General features: G+C 73.2%; 20 protein-coding genes. 14 read left to right on the top strand and 6 right to left on the bottom strand.

The genetic code is table 11. The annotated features are described in order from the left end of the window. The first annotated feature begins 5 nt into the window (after nt 1–5). Both ACJ5H2_RS03425 and ACJ5H2_RS03430 read left to right on the top strand, forming a co-directional pair. Complete coding sequence (locus tag ACJ5H2_RS03425; protein ID WP_408898160.1) at nt 6–1172, top strand: nucleotide sugar dehydrogenase; 1167 nt, start codon at nt 6–8, stop codon at nt 1170–1172. Nucleotides 1173–1278: 106 nt separating this feature from the next. Beyond that, nucleotides 1279–1410, top strand: coding sequence for a hypothetical protein (locus ACJ5H2_RS03430; protein ID WP_408898161.1), 132 nt, complete (start codon nt 1279–1281; stop codon nt 1408–1410). A gap of 30 nt (nt 1411–1440) precedes the next feature. Here the strand turns inward: ACJ5H2_RS03430 and ACJ5H2_RS03435 are convergent, their stop codons facing one another. Beyond that, nucleotides 1441–2415, bottom strand: a complete 975-nt coding sequence (locus ACJ5H2_RS03435; RefSeq protein WP_408898162.1) for a sulfite exporter TauE/SafE family protein — start codon at nt 2413–2415, stop codon at nt 1441–1443. A gap of 23 nt (nt 2416–2438) precedes the next feature. Next, nucleotides 2439–4406 (bottom strand): adenylyl-sulfate kinase, encoded by a 1968-nt coding sequence (gene cysC, locus ACJ5H2_RS03440; protein WP_408898163.1) that lies wholly within the window; start codon nt 4404–4406, stop codon nt 2439–2441. 138 nt (nt 4407–4544) lie between these two features. Between cysC and ACJ5H2_RS03445 the strand changes: the two genes are divergently transcribed. The 3 genes from ACJ5H2_RS03445 to ACJ5H2_RS03455 all read left to right on the top strand — a co-directional run bounded on the left by ACJ5H2_RS03445 (nt 4545) and on the right by ACJ5H2_RS03455 (nt 6047). Beyond that, nucleotides 4545–4994 carry a helix-turn-helix domain-containing protein gene (locus ACJ5H2_RS03445; protein ID WP_408898165.1) on the top strand — a complete coding sequence of 150 codons (450 nt, stop codon included), beginning with the start codon at nt 4545–4547 and terminating at the stop codon, nt 4992–4994. A gap of 8 nt (nt 4995–5002) precedes the next feature. Further along, complete coding sequence (locus tag ACJ5H2_RS03450; protein WP_408898166.1) at nt 5003–5665, top strand: hypothetical protein; 663 nt, start codon at nt 5003–5005, stop codon at nt 5663–5665. Nucleotides 5666–5747: 82 nt separating this feature from the next. Beyond that, nucleotides 5748–6047, top strand: coding sequence for a DUF2516 family protein (locus ACJ5H2_RS03455; RefSeq protein WP_408898167.1), 300 nt, complete (start codon nt 5748–5750; stop codon nt 6045–6047). A gap of 27 nt (nt 6048–6074) precedes the next feature. On the opposite strand, the gene manA is transcribed toward ACJ5H2_RS03455, so the two are convergent. Next, on the bottom strand, nt 6075–7253 hold the full coding sequence (manA, locus tag ACJ5H2_RS03460; protein WP_408898168.1) for a mannose-6-phosphate isomerase, class I: 1179 nt from the start codon (nt 7251–7253) through the stop codon (nt 6075–6077). Nucleotides 7254–7373: 120 nt separating this feature from the next. Between manA and galE the strand changes: the two genes are divergently transcribed. Next, entirely contained in the window at nt 7374–8378 is a 1005-nt protein-coding gene (galE, locus tag ACJ5H2_RS03465; protein WP_408898169.1) for a UDP-glucose 4-epimerase GalE, read from the top strand. On the opposite strand, the gene ACJ5H2_RS03470 is transcribed toward galE, so the two are convergent. Next, nucleotides 8369–9406 (bottom strand): hypothetical protein, encoded by a 1038-nt coding sequence (locus ACJ5H2_RS03470; protein ID WP_408898170.1) that lies wholly within the window; start codon nt 9404–9406, stop codon nt 8369–8371. The two genes, galE and ACJ5H2_RS03470, sit on opposite strands and share 10 nt — an antisense overlap. A gap of 204 nt (nt 9407–9610) precedes the next feature. On the opposite strand from ACJ5H2_RS03470, the gene ACJ5H2_RS03475 reads away from it, so the two are divergent. The 8 genes from ACJ5H2_RS03475 to ACJ5H2_RS03510 all read left to right on the top strand — a co-directional run bounded on the left by ACJ5H2_RS03475 (nt 9611) and on the right by ACJ5H2_RS03510 (nt 15648). Beyond that, nucleotides 9611–10333: a GAF and ANTAR domain-containing protein gene (locus ACJ5H2_RS03475; RefSeq protein WP_408898171.1), complete on the top strand. Its 723-nt coding sequence runs from the start codon at nt 9611–9613 to the stop codon at nt 10331–10333. A gap of 3 nt (nt 10334–10336) precedes the next feature. Further along, on the top strand, nt 10337–11173 hold the full coding sequence (locus ACJ5H2_RS03480; RefSeq protein WP_408898172.1) for an N-acetylmuramoyl-L-alanine amidase: 837 nt from the start codon (nt 10337–10339) through the stop codon (nt 11171–11173). A gap of 334 nt (nt 11174–11507) precedes the next feature. Continuing rightward, nucleotides 11508–12563: a glucosyl-3-phosphoglycerate synthase gene (locus tag ACJ5H2_RS03485; protein WP_408898173.1), complete on the top strand. Its 1056-nt coding sequence runs from the start codon at nt 11508–11510 to the stop codon at nt 12561–12563. Continuing rightward, a complete protein-coding gene (gene folP, locus ACJ5H2_RS03490) occupies nt 12563–13441 on the top strand; it encodes a dihydropteroate synthase (protein WP_408898174.1) in 879 nt (292 codons plus the stop codon). The genes ACJ5H2_RS03485 and folP overlap by 1 nt, the downstream gene beginning before the upstream one ends. Then, the gene (locus ACJ5H2_RS03495) at nt 13438–13896 is read left to right on the top strand and encodes a hypothetical protein (protein WP_408898175.1); all 459 of its coding nucleotides are present in this window, start codon (nt 13438–13440) and stop codon (nt 13894–13896) included. The genes folP and ACJ5H2_RS03495 overlap by 4 nt, the downstream gene beginning before the upstream one ends. 29 nt (nt 13897–13925) lie before the next feature. Further along, on the top strand, nt 13926–14492 hold the full coding sequence (locus tag ACJ5H2_RS03500) for a rhomboid family intramembrane serine protease (protein ID WP_408898176.1): 567 nt from the start codon (nt 13926–13928) through the stop codon (nt 14490–14492). Further along, a complete protein-coding gene (locus tag ACJ5H2_RS03505) occupies nt 14489–14869 on the top strand; it encodes a hypothetical protein (RefSeq protein WP_408898177.1) in 381 nt (126 codons plus the stop codon). Before ACJ5H2_RS03500 ends, ACJ5H2_RS03505 begins: the two co-directional genes overlap by 4 nt. Then, the gene (locus tag ACJ5H2_RS03510) at nt 14866–15648 is read left to right on the top strand and encodes an enoyl-CoA hydratase-related protein (RefSeq protein WP_408898178.1); all 783 of its coding nucleotides are present in this window, start codon (nt 14866–14868) and stop codon (nt 15646–15648) included. Before ACJ5H2_RS03505 ends, ACJ5H2_RS03510 begins: the two co-directional genes overlap by 4 nt. A 22-nt stretch (nt 15649–15670) precedes the next feature. Here ACJ5H2_RS03510 and ACJ5H2_RS03515 read toward each other — a convergent pair whose 3' ends face one another. Both ACJ5H2_RS03515 and ACJ5H2_RS03520 read right to left on the bottom strand, forming a co-directional pair. Then, entirely contained in the window at nt 15671–16699 is a 1029-nt protein-coding gene (locus ACJ5H2_RS03515) for a TIGR03617 family F420-dependent LLM class oxidoreductase (protein WP_408898179.1), read from the bottom strand. Between the two features lie 31 nt (nt 16700–16730). Then, nucleotides 16731–17156, bottom strand: coding sequence for a universal stress protein (locus ACJ5H2_RS03520; RefSeq protein WP_408898180.1), 426 nt, complete (start codon nt 17154–17156; stop codon nt 16731–16733). Nucleotides 17157–17171 lie beyond the last annotated feature (15 nt).

Consider the following 17171-nt stretch of genomic DNA (forward strand, 5'->3'; position numbering starts at 1 on the left):
GAGCCATGAAGATCACCGTGGTCGGGGCCGGCTATGTCGGCCTGTCCAACGCCGTGCTGCTCGCCCAGCACAACGACGTATGGGTGCTCGACGTCGACGCGGCCCGCGTCGCGGCGGTCAACGAGCGGCGCTCGCCCCTCGTCGACCCCGAGCTGGAGGAGCACCTGCGGCGACCGGAGCTGTCGCTGCGCGCGACCCGCGACGCGAAGGCGGCCTACGCCGACGCGTCGTACGTGGTGGTCGCGACGCCGACGAACTACGACCCCGAGACCGACCGCTTCGACACCTCGACCGTCGAGCGCGTCACGAAGGCGGCGCTCGCGGTGAGCCCTGCGGCCACGGTGGTCGTCAAGTCCACCGTGCCGGTCGGCTACACCAGCACCCTGCGCGAGCGCCACCCCGGCGCGTCGATCCTGTTCAGCCCCGAGTTCCTGCGCGAGGGGCGGGCGCTGTACGACAACCTCCACCCGTCCCGGATCGTCGTCGGATCCGACACCGAGCAGGGGCGGCTCTTCGCCAAGCTCCTGGTGCAGGGGGCACTCGACGACGACGTCCCCGTCCTGTTCACCGGCTCGACCGAGGCCGAGGCGATCAAGCTGTTCGCCAACACCTATCTCGCCCTCCGGGTGGCCTACTTCAACGAGCTCGACACCTACGCCGCCACCCACGGCCTTGCGACCCGGCAGATCATCGAGGGCGTCGGCCTCGACCCGCGGATCGGCTCGCACTACAACAACCCGTCCTTCGGGTACGGCGGCTACTGCCTGCCGAAGGACACCCGGCAGCTCCAGGCCAACTACCGCGACGTCCCGCAGAACCTGATCAGCGCGATCGTCGAGGCGAACACCACCCGCAAGGACTTCATCGCCGACGACGTGCTGCGCCGCAACCCGAAGATCGTCGGGATCTACCGGCTCACGATGAAGGCCGGCTCCGACAACTTCCGCGACTCGGCGGTGCAGGGCGTGATGAAGCGGATCAAGGCCAGGGGCGTGAAGGTCGTCGTCTTCGAGCCCGAGCTCGACCAGAAGCGGTTCTTCAACTCCAAGGTCGTCAAGGACCTCGACGTGTTCAAGGCCAAGGCGGACGTCATCATCGCCAACCGGCGCGCCGACGTGCTCGACGACGTCGCCGAGAAGGTCTACACGCGCGACCTGTACGGCAGGGACTGAGGCCGCGCCGGGTGGCCCGAAATGACTATCACCGTGCCGGCCGATCAGTGGACGGTTTGACGCGGCCCGCGGGGGTACCGTGAAAGGCAGTTCGAAGGGGACTGCCATGGAGATGCTGATCGGAGCCGCGGGCGCCGTCTGGGTCGCTGCCGCCGCCGTGTTCACGTTCGGGCTGGCGCGCGTCGCCCATGCCGAGCGGCCCTACCACGCGGAGAGCCGGCGCGAGCTGGTCTCCTGACGGCCGAGGTCCGGGGACGGGGCGCCGCCGTCAGAGACGCGCGCGGCCGAGCTCCTCGCGACCGAGGGACTCGATCTCCGCGACCGTCGGGGCCCCGAACATCGGCAGGCCGACCCGCTTGCGCAGCAGGCCCCAGACGAACGGCACCAGGACGAGCATCGCGACGCCGATCGCGGCGACGACCATCGCCTCCAGGGTCTCGTGCCCCTCGCCGAACGGGTGCAGGCCCGCCTTGAAGAGCAGGGCGACGCCCGACATGGTCAGCACGATGACGATGCCCCGCCGGATGAACGACTGCGGCACGCGGGGTGCGAGACGCGACCCGAGGAGGGTGCCCGGCACCGAGCCGACGACGAGCGGGATCAGCAGCTCCCACTCCAGGCCGTGGATCGCGATGTTGGCCAGCGCCGCGCTGAGCACGAGCGGCACCGCCTGCACCAGGTCGGTGCCGACCAGGCGGACCGCCGACAGGCCCGGGTAGAGCATGAGCAGGGCGATCATGATGACCGAGCCCGAGCCGACGCTGGTCACGCCGACGAGCAGGCCGCCGAGCATGCCGACCAGGAGCGTCGGGACCGGACGGATCCGGGGGTCGTCGTCGGGGAGCGCGCCGCCGCGTCGTACCCGCTTGAGGTTGATGTAGAGGCGCAGGGCGTACGTCGACGCGGCGAAGAGCAGCGCGATGCCGATGCAGAGCTTGAGGGTGTCCTCCAGCTGCGCCGGGTCGTCGGTCAGCGCCTTGACCAGGTAGGGGCCGACGAAGGCCATCGGCACCGAGCCGAGGATCAGCCAGCCCGCCAGGCGCAGGTTGGGCGAGCCCTCCTTCGCGTGGGTCAGCGCCCCACCGGTCTTGTACACCGCCGCGGCGGTCAGGTCGGCGGTGACGATCGCCGACGTGTGCCCGACGCCCAGGAAGATCAGGGCCGGGGTCATGAGGGCGCCACCGCCCATGCCGGTGAGGCCGACGACGATGCCGACGAGGAAGCCGGCGGCCGCGATGGACATCGCCGTGAGGGTGAGGAGGTCCACTACGGGGCGCCTGTCTGTGCGGTGGGGGCGGTGGGGGCGGCGGGAGCGGTGGGAGCGGTGGGTGAGTGCTCGAGGCGCCCGAGCACCGCCTGGAGGAGGGCGTCGATCTGGTCCGCCGAGACCTCGGCGGCCGCCTTGCCCCGCCGGTAGGGGTCGCGGATGTCGTGGTGCTCCGCCGTCCCGGCCCGCCGATGGCCGACCGCCGCGACGAGGGCGGCCCCCTGCAGGCCCGGCTCCACCCGCGAGACCGACTCCGCGAACTGGCCGAGGGTGAACGCCTTCCGGAACGCGCCCGGCACCTCCTCGAGGACGAACTGCCGGTGCGCTGCCTCGGCCGTGAGCACCAGGTCCGCGGTCTCGATCAGGTCGGCGGTGAGCGGTCGGCTGGCGAAGCGCTCCACGAGGTCGCTGCTCACCCCCCGCTCGGTCAGCACCGCGGCCATCGTCCGGTCGACGGGACGCGCGTTGAAGCCGTGGGTGCCGGCGCTGGCGAACTCGATGGTGCTGGCGCTGCCGGCGAGGGCCCGCGAGCGCAGCTCCATGTACGGCGAGCGGCAGATGTTCGCGGTGCAGATGAAGAGCACGCGCAGGGGCCGGGCGTCTGCTGCCGCGGTCCGGGCACCGGTCGGCTCGTCCTCGACGGTCGCCGCCGCCGGTCGGGCTGCGTCGGCCACGAGCCGTGGCGTCCCCCGGGAGTCGGCCTCCTCGGCGCCGGGGCCGTCCGCGGTCCGGGCATGCGCCGCGACCCGTCCGTCCGCCACGGCGGACTCGCCGGTCAGGTCGAGATAGCCCGCGTCGCGCAGCGCGGCGGTGACGTCGGCGAGCGCCTCCTCGATGGAGCGCCCGGTCGTGTCGACGCGGACGTCGGCGTCCGCGGGCTCCTCGTAGGGCGAGGAGATGCCCGTGAACTCGGGGATCTCCCCCCTGCGGGCCTTGGCGTAGAGACCCTTGCGGTCGCGGCGCTCGCACTCCTCGAGCGGGGTGGCGACGTGGACCAGGAAGAAGGCGCCGCCGGCCTGCTCGACCATCGCGCGCACCTGCTTGCGGGTCGCGTCGAAGGGCGCGATCGGGCTGCAGACCGCCACGCCACCGTGGCGGGAGATCTCTGCGGCGACCCAGCCGATGCGGCGGATGTTGGTCTCGCGGTCCTCCTTGGAGAAGGTCAGGCCGGCGGAGAGGTTGCGGCGCACCACGTCGCCGTCGAGGCTGGTGAGGGAGCGGCCGCCGCGCTCCAGCAGCCGGTCCATCAGGGCCTGGGCCAGGGTGGACTTGCCGCTGCCGGACAGGCCGGTGAAGAACAGCACCAGGCCCTGCTCGTCGCGGCGAGGGCGCTCGGACGCGGCGATGTCGGCGAGGCTCGGGAGCAGGTGCCCGCCGTAGGCCAGCTCGACGACCGGGTCGGCGTCGGCGTACGACGTCAGCACCGAGATGCGCAGCGCCGGGTCGGCCAGGGATCCGTGGTCGGCGAGCGGCACCGCCACGACGGCGGCGTCGAGCGTCTCGGCGACCCTCAGCGTGGCGCGGAGCAGACCGACGGGGCTGACCGCCGGCGTGCCGCTGCCGACGAGGGCGAGGAGGACGACCGGGCCGAGGCCGCGCAGCTGCTCGACCTGGACGTCGGACATCAGGTCGGTGACGGGGACGAAGGTGCGTCCGGCGTACCGCTCGCGCACGACCGAGGGCGCGAGGTGCAGCCGACGGAACGGCCCGAACTGCGCCGGGCTGAGCGGCGTGACGGCGAGGCCGCGCAGCGCGCTGGAGACGCGGGCGAGCGGCAGGCCCTCCGGGTCCACCAGCTCGAGCTCCTTGCCCTCGTCCAGATGCGTCGCCAGCTCGCCGGGCAGGGACAGGGTGATGGGGCTGCCCGGCTCGTTGAACCCGCGGATCGGGGCGGCCGCTCCGGACGTCAGCAGCTCGAGGTCGTCGAGCTCGCGCTGCGTCGGGCAGTGCTGGGGGAGGGGGGACACATCGGCGATCGTACAGAGTCGAGTGAGTTGATCCGCTTTGAACAGTGGTCGGCGAGACCGGGTGCTGCGTGCGCTTGTGAACGAGTTCACGCTCGCGGTGCTTGCCCTTTGCTAACTATTGCTAGCACCATGGGGGCCATGGCTAAGGGCAAGGTCGGGAAGACCGTCGGGTCGCTCGGCGACTATCTCAAGGAGCAGCGGGTCTCGGCCCGCCTCTCCCTGCGGCAGCTCGCCGACCAGGCGGGCGTCTCGAACCCCTACCTCAGCCAGATCGAGCGGGGACTGCGCAAGCCGTCGGCCGAGGTGCTCCAACAGATCGCCAAGGCCCTGCGGATCTCCGCCGAGCAGCTCTACATCAGGGCCGGGATCCTCAGCCCTGATGACGGCGTGGGGGGATCGGTCGAGCTCGCCATCGTGAGCGACACCGGTCTCACCGAGCGACAGAAGCAGTCGCTCCTCGATGTGTACGCATCGTTCCTCGCGCTCAACGCGGCCGACTCCGGCGACGCGCAGGTCGCCGCGGCAGCGCAGGAGGACGCGCCAACCAACACCGAGACGGACTCTGACGCCGTCGCCAACGAAGGGTGAAACCAGCAATGCCGAAGCTCGAGCTCCCCAAGATCGAGATCCCGACCATCGACCTGTCGAAGGTCGACCTCCCCGAGATCCCCGAGGCTGCCGCGAAGCCGATCTACGCCGGCGTCGGCGTGATCGACCTCGCCGTCGAGGAGGTCCGCAGCTATGTCGCCGACGTGCAGGCGAAGGCCGTCGCCTACGTTGCCGACGTGCAGAAGGACGTGACCGCCCGCGTCGCCGAGGTCCAGAGCACCGTCCGCGGCACCGTCAAGGGCTTCGAGCTCCCCGAGCCGAAGTCGCTGCAGGACAAGGCCGTCGCCACCTTCGCCGAGCGCCGCACCCAGGCCGAGGCCCGCATCGCCGGTCTCCAGGCCGACGCCAAGGCCCTCCCGGCCAAGGTGCAGAGCACCGTCAAGGGCGCGTACGACGAGAACGTCGCCACCGCGACCGCGCTCTACGCCGACCTCGCCAAGCGTGGCGAGGGCGTCGTCGTGAAGCTGCGCACCGGCGAGGCGCCGAAGGCTCCCGCGAAGAAGGCCCCCGCGAAGAAGGCCCCCGCAGCCGCGCCGGCTCCGGCCGCGAAGAAGGCGCCGGCCAAGAAGGCGCCCGCCGCGAAGAAGGCCCCGGCCAAGAAGGCGCCCGCGAAGAAGGCGCCGGCCAAGAAGGCCGCGGCCACCAGCTGATCGCCGCCGCACCCGAACGGCTCCGAGGCCCCGCGCCTCGGGGCCGTTCTGCGTCTTCCGGCGGCCAACTACGCTGGGGCCCATGAGCGGTGGCTTCGTGGGCGCGGTGAGCGACGTCGAGATGTGGATCAACGTCGCGATCGCCTTCGTGCTGCTCGTGATCAAGATCTTCGCGTTCGTCAGCGCGCTGCTGTACTCCGGCGAGTCCTATGTCGCCGCCGACAAGCTGACGAAGCCGACCTGGACCGCCATCCTCGGCGTCGGCGTCCTGCTCCAGGTGGTGCCGATCAACCTCTCGATCATCAACCTCGCGATGCTGGTCGCCGCACTGGTGTACCTCGCCGACGTCCGCCCGGCCCTGGCGGGCCTGCGGCGGCGCTGAGCGGGCTCCGGGGGCCGGCGTCAGACGTCAGAGGAGGTCGTCGAGGCGGCCGGCGGCTCCGTCGGGGGCGTAGGCCTGGGCGATCTCGCCGGTGCCGATGATGCGCAGCTCGCCGTCGCCCTCGTCGGCGTAGGCGGCGTCGCCGCGGCGTAGGTGGAGGAGCTCGTCGCGCTCGTTGAGCAGGGCGACCTCGCCGCCGGTGCAGACGAGGAGTCGTGGGCCGGTGGCGGGCAGGGGGGCTCCGGCGGGGTCGGCCTGGGAGCTCTGGGTGACGGAGAGGGCGAACTCGCGGGTGGGGCTGAAGATGTCGGTGGAGGTGCCGTGGAGCTGGGGGGTGACGCGGGCGACGCGGGACATGCCCTCCTCGAGGCAGAGCACGAGTCCGTGGGGGTCGACGTGCTTGGTGGTGAGTCCGGCGCGCAGGACGTTGTCGGAGGAGACCATGACCTCGAGGCACATGCCGCTGAGGTGCGCGTGGATGATGCCGGTGTCGAGGTAGGCGGCTTCGCCGGGCTGGAGGGTGAGGCGGTTGAGGAGCAGCGAGATGAGGATGCCGACGTCGCCGGGGTGGTGCTTCTCGATCTCGACGGCGGTGGCGTAGGCGCGCTTGATGTCGATGCCCTCGGCGAGGGCGCGGCGGCACTCCTCGACGATCGCGGCGACGGAGTCGGGGGTGGGGGGCTGGGCGAGGAGGGTCTCGACGAGGCGGACGATGCCGGCGAAGCCGGGGTCGGTGCGCAGCTGCTTGGCCAGGGCGCTGGTGGTGGGGTGCTGCAGGGGCATCAGGACGCGCAGGATCTCGGCGGTGGGGCGGAACCCGACGAGGGTGTCGAAGGTGGACAGCGCGTAGACCATCTCGGGCTTGGGGTGGGGGTCCTTGTAGACGCGGTCGGGGGCGTCGACGGGGATCCCGGCGGCCTGTTCGGCGTCGTAACCGGCGCGGGCGCGGGTGGCGTTGGGGTGGACCTGGATGGACAGGGGACGCTCGGCGGCGAGGAGCTTGAGCATGAAGCCGAGCTGTCCGGCGGTCTCGTCGAGGGGGTGGTGGTGGCCGTGGTCGTCGCGGTAGCGGGCGGTGCCCAGCGGGTGGGTGCCGAGCCAGACCTCGGCCACGGGGGCGCCGTCGGGACGGCGGCGCTGGAAGCCCGGGATGGCGTCGGCCGAGCCCCAGTCGTAGGACTGGGTGGCGCACTCGAGGGCGAGCAAGAAGACCTCCTGGGGGAGCGGCGGACACCAGGACTTTACTGGCGCCCCGGCCGGCTCGGGTCCGGACGGCACCTCTCGGTGGTGCCGCGGCGGTGCGCGGGTCGTCAGTAGGGTCGAGCCATGAAGGTTCTCGTGACCGGCGGCGCCGGCTACCTCGGATCGATCACGGCCAAGGCGCTGGAGCAGGCCGGGCACGTGCCCGTGATCCTCGACTCGCTGTTGAGCGGGCCGCGCGCCTACGTCGGCGACCGGATCTTCTACGAGGGCGACATCGCCGACCGCGCGCTGCTGGGCCGGATCGTGGCCGAGCACCCCGACCTCGACGCCACCGTGCACATGGCCGCTCGCATCGTCGTCCCCGAGTCGGTGCGACTGCCCTACGAGTACTACCGCGACAATGTCACCAAGTCGCTGGAGATGTTCGACGAGCTCACTGCCCTCGGCAAGCCGCGGATCCTCTTCTCCTCCACGGCATCGCTCTACGCGCTGACCCCGGACTTCGAGGTGACCGAGGCCGACCCGGTCGACCCCACCTCGCCCTACGCCCGGACCAAGCGGATGATGGAGCAGGTCCTCGAGGACCTGGCCACCGCCACCGACCTGCGGGCGATCATCCTGCGCTACTTCAACCCGATCGGCGCCGACCCCGACCTCACCACCGGCTACCACCTGCGCGACGCGACGCACGTCGTGCCGCTCATGGCGCAGACGGCGCTCGGCTACCGCGACCACTTCACGCTCACGGGCACCGACCATCCCACCCGTGACGGCACGGGCATCCGCGACTACATCCACGTGTGGGACCTGGCCCGGGCCCACGTCCGCGCGGTGGAGGAGTTCGACGCCGTGCTGGCGAAGGTGGACGCGCCGTACACCTACATCAACCTCGGTGCGGGCGACGGCGTCACCGTCCGCGAGCTGTTGGCCGCCGTCGAGCGGGTCGTCGGCAAGCCGGTGCCGGTCGTCGAGGCGCCGGCCCGGCCGGGCGACGCCGCCGGCGCCTACGCGAACGCCGACAAGGCCGCCGAGCTGCTCGGCTGGCGCACCGAGCTGACGCTCGACGAGGCGATCGCGTCGGCGCTCGCGTGGGGCGAGAAGCGCGAGCAGGTGCTCGGCTACCCCTGAGCAGCGGTACTCGCCAGCGCGTCCTCGTCGACCCGCGCGACGACGACGAGACCGCTCGGCTCCGCCTCGCCCTCGCGCCCGCGCAGCAGGGCGGCGGCACGGAGGGCCGGATGGTGCGGCTGCCCTCCCTGGCCAGCCGGCTCGGCACCCCCGGCGAGCCGCCCGCGGAGGGATTCCGGGTGGATGAGCGTCTCGACCGTGTGCGCCCAGCGGACCCGGACCTCTGGGGCCGGGACGTCGCTCGGGGTCAGCCGCGTCGGCTGGCCGTCGGCCGTGATCCGGACGGCGAGCGAGCCGTTCGACCCCGCGGTCACCGTGCGGCGCTGCAGGTCGAGCTCGATGAACGACGCCCCCGCGCGGGGAGCGGCCCCGAGGATCTCCCGGTAGCCCGCCAGGGACGTGGCGCGACCCGACCGGGAGGCGAGGGCCATCAGCCTGCGCGCCACCTCCTCGGCGGGCGGTCCGCCGGCGTGACAGGCGACCAGCGTGACCCGGCCGGGACGGTGCACCGCCCTCCACTGGGTGACGACGTCGGTCCCGGACGGCGTCGGGGCGACGACGCCCGTCACATAGGGCGCCTGGCGCGGGACCGCCGCCGGGTCCGTCCCTGCCGCGTGGCCGAGCCGCGTCCGCCGTGCGGACCGCCCGAGACGCGCCCACAGCAGGGAGCCCTGCTCGGCGACGGCGTACTCGTCGCTCAGCCGGCGGAGGGCGCTCAGCCCGGCGCCGAACGACTCGCCGGGACGACGGCCGGGGTGGAGCCAGGGACGGGAGCCGGCGTCGAGATAGGCCAGGACCTCCAGGCCGGGCCCGCCGAGCGTGCCGAGCCGGCGCAGGCTCAGCAGCCCTCCACCGTGCAGCACGAGGTTCGTCGCCACGACGGTGACGACGAGGGCGAGCTCACTCATGCGGCGGCCGTCGACGCCGTCGGCGATGGCCAGCTCGTGCGCGGCGCGGCGGCTGCGGGCGACGTCGTCGCGCTCGGTGACGTGGATGAGGGCGCCGGGGCCCACGGTGTCCAGGCTCATCTGCGACCGTTCTGTGCAGACCGTCGGAGCGTCACCGATGCACGAGGGTGGGTGCCGGTGATGGTGCGGACGGCCGGGGGCGGCCCGCACTTCTTGAGCCACGGGCATCATCGCACATCCCGGGCCCGCACCGCTGATCCCAACCGCGGCGGACGGTCTCGGCCTTCGCCGGCCGCGCCCCGCTCGCCGTGAGAGAATGCGTTCGTGACGACCTCCTTGCCTCTCGACGGGGTGGCTGGTGCCTTCCTGGAGCTGGCCGAGCTGGTGTACGCGCGCGACAGCTACGACGACGTGTACGACGCGATCTGCCAGGCAGCGGTCCGGGTCGTGCCCGGCTGCGACCACGCCTGCATCGCGACGGTGCAGGGCGGTGGCCAACCGCAGCTCGAGGCGGCCACCGACGACATCGCCCGCCAGGTCGACGGGCTCGAGTGGGAGACGGGTGAGGGGCCGTGCGTGGACGCGATCGTGTCCCAGCGCTTCGAGTGGGACCCCGACCTGACGGTCCGGGCCAGCTGGCCGCGGCTCGCGGCAGCGGTACTGCGCAGCACCCCCGTGCGCGGCATGATCGGCTACCGCGTCCTCGTGGGTGAGCGGAAGGCCGGTGCGCTCAACCTGTTCTCCGACACCCCGGGCGGGTTCGACGAGACGTCCGCGAACGTCGGGGCGGTCCTCGCCGCGTTCGCCTCCGTCGCGCTGACGGCCAAGGACGAGCACGACGTCGCGGCGAACCTCCGCACCGGGCTGGCCAGCAACCGCGAGATCGGCAAGGCGCTGGGCGTGCTGATGGCGACGTACGACGTCAGCGACGACGACGCCTTCGAGCTCCTGCGCGCTTCGTCCAACCGCCTCAACCTCCGCCTGGCCGACATCGCCGGCAAGCTCGTGGACGACCACAACGCCGGCGTCACCGAGAGCGCCTCCTGACGGGTGGTCCGGACCGGGCTGGTCCTGGCGTCGGTCGCCGTGACCCTGGCGGGTTGCTCGTCCGGCGAGGTCGCCGACGGCCCGGGCGACGGCTCGGCCGGCCCGCGCCCGCCCGCCGCCTCCGCGGATCCGTCGCCCACCGCGTCCGCGACCGTGCCGCGCAGACCTCTTGCCGGCCGGGTGGTCGTCCTCGACCCGGGCCACCAGCTCGGCAACGCCCGCTTCCGCTCCCGGGTGGACCGCGCGGTCGACGCCGGCGGCCTCGTCAAGGCGTGCAACACGACGGGGACGGCGAGCGACGACGGCTATCCCGAGGCGACCTTCGCCTGGGAGGTCGCCGTCGAGGTCCGGCGGCTGCTGCGACGGGCCGGTGCCCGCGTGCTGATGACGCGGGAGGACAACTCCCATGAGCACTGGGGACCGTGCATCGACGAGCGCGGCCGGATCGGCAACCCCGGCCAGCCCGGGCCGGCGGCCGACGTGCGGCTGAGCATCCACGGCGACGGCGCTCTCTCGCCGTCCGCGCACGGCTTCCACGTGATCCGTCCGGGACGGCACGAGGGCTGGACCGACGACATCGTGGGCCCCTCGGAGCGGCTCGCGCTCGCCGTGCGCGACGCCCTGGTGCGCGCCGGCTTCGCGCCGTCGACGTACCGCGGCGAGGACGGGATCGACGTCCGCTCCGACCTGGGCACGCTCAACCACTCCGACATACCGGCGGTGATGGCCGAGCTCGGGAACATGCGCGCCCCGGCGGACGCGGCCGCGATGACGAGCGTCGCCGGCCGCCAGCGGTACGCCCGCGCGCTCGCGGCGGCGGTCCGGACCTTCCTGCGCTGAGGCCGCACGCGGCCGGCGCGGCGGGAGTGGTCAGCTCCGGGCGTGCCGGCCCACCGGGGGCGCGGCCAAGGGCAGTGCCGGCATCCGCGCCGGCTCCGGTGCCCTCTCCGCCGATGGTCGTCGCTTCGGCCGGCGGCTGTGGCGCTCGATGTGCGGGCAGCCGCGCGGGCCGTGCTTGAGCATGCACCGCACCTTGCGGCGGAAACGGCGGAACGACATGTCGAACTCCAAGGTGAGGGAGCACCCACGGTTCCCGAGAGGGTTCGACACTAACATCGGTGGCCGGGCTTGGGGAGGTGATCGCGGTCGTTCGCGGCCGGGTAGGTTGGCCGGTATGGGGATCCGAGTGGGCCACTGGGACGACTGGCCCCTCGAGGGACTGCTGAGGCAGAAGGCGGCCACCGGCCAGCGGGTCAGTCTCGTCGTCCCGGCCCGCAACGAGGCCGCGACCGTCGGTGCCGTCGTCACCCGCGTCCGCGAGGCGCTGATGGACACGGTGACGCTGGTCGACGAGGTGGTCGTGATCGACAGCGACTCGGTCGACGACACCTATGCCGTCGCGGAGTCGGCCGGCGCCCGGGTGCACCGTGCCGCGGACATCCGGCCCGACCTCGGCAGCCACCCCGGCAAGGGCGAGGCGATGTGGAAGTCCCTCTTCGTCACCTCTGGCGAGCTGGTCGTGTTCATGGACGCGGACCTGCACGACTGGGACACCCACTTCGTGCCCGGCCTGCTCGGCCCCCTGCTGCACCACTCCGAGATCCAGCTGGTCAAGGGCTTCTACGACCGTCCCGGTGCCGACGGCCCGTTGGAGGGCGGGCGCGTGACCGAGCTCGTCGCGCGCCCCCTCATCGCGCTGCTCTTCCCGGAGCTCGACGGACTGGTCCAGCCTCTCGCCGGGGAGTGGGCGGTGCGCCGGTCGTGGTTCGCCGGGCTCTGCGTCCCGACCGGGTACGCCGTGGAGCTGGCCGCTCTCGTCGACACCGTGCGTGCGGCCGGGCCCGCGGCGCTCGCGCAGGTCGACCTCGGCGTGCGCGCCCACCGGCACCAGGCGCTCCGCGATCTCGGGGGCATGGCCACCCAGATCATCGCCGCGGCGTTGGCGCGGACGTCCCCGGAGGTTTCGAGGCTCGTCGCTGGCGCTCCTCGCACCTCAACCACTGGGGGGCTCGTCGCTGGCGCTCCTCGCACCTCAACGACCGGGGGGCTCGTCGCTGGCGCTCCTCGCACCTCAACGACCGGGGGGCTCGTCGCTGGCGCTCCTCGCAGCTCGACCATCGGCGACGACACCGGGGAGGCGGTGGTGCTGCGACAGTACCTGCGCGGGCTCGAGCCGGTGGAGCGCGTCGTACCGATCTACGAGCGGCCGGCGGCGAAGGGATGGCTGTGATGGAGGCCGGGCTCCGGCTGGGGCGGCACGCGTTCGGGGACGACCAGCCGCTGATGATGGCGATCGTCAACCGCACGCCGGACTCGTTCTTCGACAAGGGCGCCACCTGGGCCGAGGACGCCGCGTTCGCGCGCGTCGCGGAGGTGGTCGCGCAGGGTGCGGAGATCGTGGACATCGGAGGCATCAAGGCCGCGCCCGGCGTGGAGATCTCGCCCGCCGAGGAGAAGGCGCGGGTGGTCGACTTCGTGGCGCGGGTGCGCGCGGCGTACCCCGGCCTGGTCATCTCGGTGGACACCTGGCGTGCCGAGGTCGGAGCCGCGGTGTGCGCGGCCGGGGCCGACGTCCTCAACGACGCCTGGGGCGGCGCCGACCCCGAGCTCGTCGACGTGGCCGCGGAGTACGACGCCGCCCTCGTCTGCACCCACACCGGAGGCGTGACGCCGCGGACCCGCCCGTACCGGATCGAGTACGACGGCCCGGGCGGCGTCGTCGCCGCGGCGATCGCCGACACCGTGGCCTACGCCGAGCGCGCGCTCGCGGCCGGCGTCGCGCGCGAGTCGATCGTGATCGACCCCGCCCACGACTTCGGCAAGAACACCTTCCACTCCCTCGAGATCACCCGTCGCCTGGGGGAGATGGTGGCGACGGGCTGGCCGGTGCTGGTGTCGCTGTCGAACAAGGACTTCGTCGGGGAGACGCTCGGGCTCGAGGTCGGCGAGCGGCTGGTCGGCACCCTCGCGGCCACGTCGGTGTGCGCCCTGGCCGGCGCGCGCATCTACCGCGTCCACCAGGTCGTCGAGACGCGGCAGACCGTCGACATGGTCTGGTCGATCGCCGGGCGACGTCCTCCGCTGCGCGCGATCCGAGGGCTGCAGTGAGGACCGCGCTCGTCCCGGGGGTCCCGGCGCTGCTGCCGGCGTACGCGTCCTTGGAGGACCCGGTCGCGGACCTGCGCGCGGCCTGCGCGACGGCGGTCGGGGCACTCGGACCGCGGGTGCGGGTGCGGGCGTCGGGGCCCTCGGGAGCGCGCGTCGGCGCGGCGCTCGTGACGGCGGCCGGTGCGCAGGTCGTCGAGGCCGCGGAGACGGGCCTGCTGGTGGTCGGCAACGGCTCGGCGATGCGGACCGAGAGGGCGCCCGGGCACTTCGACCCGCGGGCCGAGGAGTTCGATGCCGCGCTGCGCCGCTCCTTCGCGGACATCGACCCGGCGCTCGCGGCCGAGCTGTGGGCCGACACGGCCTGCCTGGCGGACCTGCGCCCGCTGTCGGCGGCGGAGGTCACCTACGACGCCGCGCCCTTCGGCGTGCAGTACTGGGTCGCGGTCTGGCCGTGACCGCGCGCTGCGTCGGACACACTGTGCACATGGACGTACGCAACCGGCCGGGCTGGCAGCTCGCCGCGCTCGCCACCGCGGGCTTCGTGGTGCTGCTGTGGGCGGTCGAGATCGTCGACGTCGCGGCGTCCCACCGCCTCGACGGATGGGGAATCCGGCCCCGCACCACCGAGGGGCTGCTGGGTGTCCTCGCCGCGCCGCTCCTGCACGGCGGCTGGGACCACCTGGGCGCGAACACCGTGCCCGCGCTGGTGCTCGGCTTCCTCACCCTCGCGACGGGCCTGCTCCGCGGCCTCGTCGCGACGGCCGTCATCTGGCTGGCCGGCGGGCTCGCGGTGTGGCTGCTCGCGGGCAGCGGGTCGGTGCACCTCGGCGCCTCCGGACTGATCTTCGGCTGGCTCACCTACCTCGTCGCGCAGGGCCTCGTGGACCGCAAGCCCGGCGAGATCGCGGTCGGCCTGGTGGTGCTCCTGGTCTACGGCGGCGTCCTCTGGGGCGTCCTGCCCGGGCAGGACGGGATCTCCTGGCAGGGACACCTCTTCGGCGCGATCGCCGGCGTCGTCGCCGCCGTCGCCGTGCGCGAGCGGGCGGTATGAAGCCGCTGCGCCTGCCCTGGCTCTGGACCGGGCTCTGGCTGCTGCTGGTCGCCGCGGTCGTCGTGCTCTCCCTCGGCTCGCCGCCGAGCGGTCCGGACGTCCCGGCCAGCGACAAGTGGCAGCACCTCACGGCGTACGGCGTGCTCGCGTTGGGCGCGGTCCAGCTGTTCCGCCCGGGCCGCGCGCTGACGACGGCGGCCCTCGCGCTGGTGCTGCTCGGCGTCGGGTTGGAGGTCGCCCAGGGCACGCTCACCGAGAACCGGATGATGGACTGGCGCGACGCCGTCGCCAACGCCGCTGGCGTCGCGCTGGGCCTCCTCAGCAGTCGGACGCGCGCACGGGACCTGCTGGTGGACGCCGTACCCTCGCGGGCGTGAGCGCTGACGACCTGCTGATCGAGAACGACCGGCTCGGGCCCGGTGTCCTCGAGGTGACCTTCAACCGTCCCCAACGGCGCAACGCCTTCACGAGGGACATGTACGCAGCCCTGCGCGATCTCTGGGAGCGCACGGCGCAGGACCGTTCCGTGCGGGTCGTCGTGCTGCGCGGGGCCGGCGGGAAGGCGTTCGCGGCCGGGAACGAGATCAGCGACTTCCTCGAGGCCGACGCGGTCGACTACGAGAACTGGATCCGGGAGATGTTCGACCGGCTCTGGGAGCTTCCGCAGGTGACCATCGCGGCCGTGGACGGCGTCTGCGTGGGCGGCGGGCTCGCTGTCGCCACGCACTGCGACCTGCGCGTCGCGACGGCGTCGTCGCGGTTCGGCTACCCGATCGCTCGCACCCTCGGCAACGCCCTGTCCGGCACTGTCCTGTTCCGGTGCCAGTCGATCTTCGGTGAGTCGCTGACCCGCGAGATGCTGCTGGCCTCGCGGCTGGTGACCGCCGAGCGCGCCTACGGCGCGGGCGCCCTCACGGCCGTCGTACCGGACGGGGCGGGGCTGGACGCCGAGGTCGCCGCGCTCGCCGAGGGGATCGCCCAGGCCTCCCGGGTGACGATCGAGACCACCAAGCACCAGCTGCTCACCCGCGCTCGACCCGCCGAGGCGTCGATCGCGGGCGAGGAGGCGCTGCTGCGCGAGGTCTACGGCGGCCCCGACTTCGCCGAGGGCGTGCGCGCCTTCCTGGCCAAGGAGAAGCCGGCGTTCGGAGGCTGAGCGGACGCGGGACGCAGGCTGGTCACAGGGCCCGAAGGCCGGCCGCGAGCGCCGCCACCTGCTCCAGCGGCGGATCGTAGCCGGGGAAGTAGCAGCAGACCCGCTCGACCGCCGGAAGCCCCGCCGGGACGCGACCGAAGCGGCGCGCGATCTCGGCCGCGCACTGCTCGGGCGTGCCGGCCACCGCGATGGTGTCGAGCAGGTCGTCGTCGACGAGCGCGGCCATGGCCGCGACGTCACCGCTCTTCGAGAGCCGGTTGAGCTCGGGCTGCAGAGCGTCCCGGCCCTCGACCTCGAGCACGGGGAGGTAGGCCGGCGTGGAGCCGTAGAACGCGAGCAGCGTGCGCACGCCAGCCCGGGCGGCGGCGAGCTCGGCGTCGGTGTTGCCCATGGCCACGATGGCCTGCGGGTGGAGCGCGAAGCCGGCGGGCCCGCGCTCGGCACGGGCCAGGCCCTCCGCGACAGCGGGCAGCGTGCGCTCGTGGAAGTGCCGGTGGCTGTGGAAGGGCATGACCAGGAGACCGTCGGCGACCTCGGCAGCCGTGCGGGTCATCACGGGCCCCAGCGCGCCCAGGAGGACCGGGGGTGCCCCGAACGGATTGGGTCCCGGGACGAAGGTCGGTGGCATCAGCGTGTGCGTGGTGTGCTCACCGCGGAAGTCGAGGCGGGAGCCGTCCTGCCACGAGCGCAGGATCGCCTTCACCGCGCCCACGATCTCCCGCATCCGGGCCGCGGGCGGCGACCACCGCGCGCCGTACCTCTTCTCGATGTGCGGCCGGATCTGCGAGCCCAGCCCCAGCCGGAACCGGCCGCCGGACATCAGCTGTAGGTCCCATGCCGTGTGCGCGAGATGCATCGGGGAGCGCGGCATGGCGATCGCCACGTTGGTCATCAGGTCCGCGTCGACCTGGCCGGCCACGGCCGCGAGCGGGAGGAACACGTCGTGGGGGCCCTCGAAGGTGAAGAGCCCGGCCGCCCCGGTCTCCCGCAGGGCGCGCGCCCGGTCGAGCGCGCGGTCGGGACGGACGTCGAGCTGCAGGTCGAGGAGCACGGGCCCATCCAAGCGGGTCGGGCGCCCCGCGTCAGCCGGTGTTGACGATGTAGACGTCGCAGGAGGCGTGGTGGGCGACGGCTGCCGGGACGCTGCCGAGGACCCGGGCGATGCCCTGCATGCGCTTGTTGCCCACGACGACGAGGGTGGCGTCGAGCCGCTCGGCCTCGGCGAGGAGAGCATCGGCAGGGCGCGCGTGCACGGCGGCGGAGGTGACGGTGCCGCCGACGAGGCCGGCGAGCCTCGCGGCGGTGCGCGCGGCGATGTCGGCGCTCTCCTCGGAGACGGACACGGTCAGGCGCTCGCCGCCGGCCTCCACCTCGGCCGACTGCTCGCGACTGTAGGCGCACACCACGTGCAGCGCCGCGCCGGTCGCGGCAGCCAGGCGCGCTGCCGTCTCCGCGGCGCGCTCGGCGCGCTCGTTGCCGTCGACTCCGACCACGATCGTCCCGGCCATCTGCCACCTCCACGC

The sequence above is a fragment of the Nocardioides pymetrozini genome (assembly GCF_046058985.1).
GTDB lineage: Bacteria > Actinomycetota > Actinomycetes > Propionibacteriales > Nocardioidaceae > Nocardioides.

What these genes read in the sequence shown, in the direction of transcription:
- ACJ5H2_RS03425 (WP_408898160.1), top strand. Translation starts at nt 6, where the DNA reads ATGAAGATCACCGTGGTCGGGGCCGGCTATGTCGGCCTGTCCAACGCC.
- ACJ5H2_RS03430 (WP_408898161.1), top strand. Translation starts at nt 1,279, where the DNA reads ATGGAGATGCTGATCGGAGCCGCGGGCGCCGTCTGGGTCGCTGCCGCC.
- ACJ5H2_RS03435 (WP_408898162.1), bottom strand. Translation starts at nt 2,415, where the DNA reads ATGTCCATCGCGGCCGCCGGCTTCCTCGTCGGCATCGTCGTCGGCCTC.
- ACJ5H2_RS03445 (WP_408898165.1), top strand. Translation starts at nt 4,545, where the DNA reads ATGGCTAAGGGCAAGGTCGGGAAGACCGTCGGGTCGCTCGGCGACTAT.
- ACJ5H2_RS03450 (WP_408898166.1), top strand. Translation starts at nt 5,003, where the DNA reads ATGCCGAAGCTCGAGCTCCCCAAGATCGAGATCCCGACCATCGACCTG.
- ACJ5H2_RS03455 (WP_408898167.1), top strand. Translation starts at nt 5,748, where the DNA reads ATGAGCGGTGGCTTCGTGGGCGCGGTGAGCGACGTCGAGATGTGGATC.
- galE (WP_408898169.1), top strand. Translation starts at nt 7,374, where the DNA reads ATGAAGGTTCTCGTGACCGGCGGCGCCGGCTACCTCGGATCGATCACG.
- ACJ5H2_RS03470 (WP_408898170.1), bottom strand. Translation starts at nt 9,406, where the DNA reads ATGAGCCTGGACACCGTGGGCCCCGGCGCCCTCATCCACGTCACCGAG.
- ACJ5H2_RS03485 (WP_408898173.1), top strand. Translation starts at nt 11,508, where the DNA reads ATGGGGATCCGAGTGGGCCACTGGGACGACTGGCCCCTCGAGGGACTG.
- folP (WP_408898174.1), top strand. Translation starts at nt 12,563, where the DNA reads ATGGAGGCCGGGCTCCGGCTGGGGCGGCACGCGTTCGGGGACGACCAG.
- ACJ5H2_RS03500 (WP_408898176.1), top strand. Translation starts at nt 13,926, where the DNA reads ATGGACGTACGCAACCGGCCGGGCTGGCAGCTCGCCGCGCTCGCCACC.
- ACJ5H2_RS03505 (WP_408898177.1), top strand. Translation starts at nt 14,489, where the DNA reads ATGAAGCCGCTGCGCCTGCCCTGGCTCTGGACCGGGCTCTGGCTGCTG.
- ACJ5H2_RS03520 (WP_408898180.1), bottom strand. Translation starts at nt 17,156, where the DNA reads ATGGCCGGGACGATCGTGGTCGGAGTCGACGGCAACGAGCGCGCCGAG.